Here is a 2,341-nt window from a genome sequence, read left to right on the forward strand (position 1 = left end):
GTGTATCTGGTGCCTGAACTGTGATTTTATCTCGGCACAATAATACTCCCGCGCATTTTATCCGATCCGGATGAGTGTCTTTTTCTAAAGCCTCATCCAAGGAGGATAATCTATATGACTTAGCTACCGGAGGCATCAGTTCTTCTGCATTTATGCAAGAAACTATTTCCTGCATAATTCTTTTTACCTTGTCGGGTCTTTGGTGCATTAGGTGCTCTCTATCTACAAAGAACTGCGCTACATTCTTTGCTTGCTCTTTTAAAACACTTCGCGATTGCCCTCTCAGGTTAATTTCCAGATAGCTCCCAAAAGGTGCCAAGCTTCTTATACTCCGTACCGCACCAATATCCGTAGGAAGCGTGTTGAAAACAGCTTGCACTCCTACCCCATCGGTTAGTTCAAGAATATGGCGCTGAAAGTTGGTAGTCTCTTCCCCCACCACATGCGATATCCCAATTTTATTTAAAAATCGCTTACGGGTTTTACTATCTGTGGTAGCCACCACTTCAGCTCCAATGTATTGAGCGATCCGAATAGCGGCCAATGCAGTATCCCACTGATGCGTATGAATCAGTATCCAATCGCCCTTCTCTAGTCGAGCCAACTCTTGCAAAGCGTACCAAGCTGTTACGTAATTGTTAGCCAAATGAACCGCCTGGCTATTGCTAACTTCGGTTGGCTTTTTGACTAATTGATCTTCCTTTGCAGTAAATCGTCCAGTCAGCCCCACTTCTCCCCAGGCAATTACAGCGTCGTTTTTCTCAAAACCTTTTACCTTCTTGCCCACTTGCCGAACAATTCCGGTACAAGAGTTACTGAAGTTGTTAATACTAGCTTGATCCTCCTGAGGATCAATGTTGAGAGCACGCACATCAATGAGCACTTCATCCTCCTGAAGCTCACTTTGCATTTTCTCTCTAAAGATAGTTTTCTTCTCTGGGTTGCCTTGGTTGGTACTTACTTCAAACGAAAGTCCGGTAGCCAGAGATTGACGGGCAGTCTCATCGTTAGCCTGCTTTTCGTCTACCTTATCTAGTACCCTAGAGAATACTTGTGTGTCTCGCAGAGCCAACTCGGTGTGCTGAATTTTACCTTCTATAAATTCGGTAAATAGCATTTTTTGTTCGGCATCAGTAAAGTTACGACTAATATCAATTATTTGTACTGGTATGTAGGGGTTTTCATTAATTAAAACCCTTCCCATACCATACAGAGCAGCCTGCGCGTAGTTAACTGCGTGATTATCGCCCGTTGCATTTTCAGCATCCTGAGTAACAATTATTAAGCTAGCCTTTAGGTTCTTCTGATCGAGCACTCGGATTACGTTCATAGTGCTGACTATCAACTGGTTTTGTTGATCTTCAAAGAAGATTTCTCCAGCATCTTCCGCTAATAGAGCATCTAACCCCCACAAGTATAATGTTCGTACAATCGTTAACCCTTGCGCTTCTATAGAATCAAATAAGGCTACGATGTGCTCTTGGTTAGTAGGATCAACTTGATAGAGCGTATTGTGTATTTGTTCAAACGTATTACCCTTTATTACTTGAACAAAAGGCATTTCTTCGCTTTGCAATTGCTCAACTATTTTATTGGCAACTCCTTGTTGGTCGGAGAAGACTAGATAGCGAGAATCACTCGAGATTGGAGTACTGATATTGTCTACGACATCTTCCGAATTAATCAACTCCCAACGATACTCAAAAAGACCTTCGTATAGGCCGTTCTGGCGTTCTCCTCGCGAACCTTGAATATATTTGCAAGTCAACCCTTCAATAACAGCGATCAGATTTCCGTCTTTATCCAGAATCTGATAATTACCTTTAAGGAAATCATCACTAGCTTCAGTTATATCTACGTAAGTCCACACTTGTCCTTCTGGCTGCGCGTAAACTTGGTATCGCTGGATATGTACCGGCAAATAGATTCCTCTAGGTTCTTCTTCAGAATTTTCCCGAGCTGCAAAGATCGTATGCAAACAAGCATCTAATAGCGCAGGGTGCATTGTATACTGCTCTAAGCCATGCAAAGTCTGTTGGTTAAGACTTACTGCCGATAATATTTCATTTTCTTTAATCCAAATCTTCTGAATACGGCGAAATGCATCTCCATAATTCAGCCCTGCATCTTTCAGTCCTACATAAAAGTCTGGTATAGACACCTTGTTTGTCATTGTGTCTAGCAAAGGCATAATTTTGACTGCTTCGGGTTGAGGAAACGAATCGTAGAAATTGACCTTTCCTCCAGAATGCTTCGTCCAGTCACTAGATTCGTTTTCTCGGCTATACAAGAAGTATTCGCCTTCCTCATTCACGATTTCAAGGCGAGCTTCCAGCTTCTG

At 42.4% G+C, this 2,341-nt stretch carries 1 protein-coding gene; it reads right to left on the reverse strand.

Annotation, left to right across the window (positions count from 1 at the left end; all coding sequences use genetic code 11):
- On the reverse strand, window positions 1-2,314 hold a 2,314-nt coding region (locus WBA23_RS11645), incomplete at its 3' end, for a polyketide synthase dehydratase domain-containing protein (protein WP_424582452.1).
- Window positions 2,315-2,341 lie beyond the last annotated feature (27 nt).

Origin of the sequence: Tunicatimonas sp. (genome assembly GCF_049647865.1) — a bacterium.
Lineage (GTDB): Bacteria > Bacteroidota > Bacteroidia > Cytophagales > Cyclobacteriaceae > Tunicatimonas.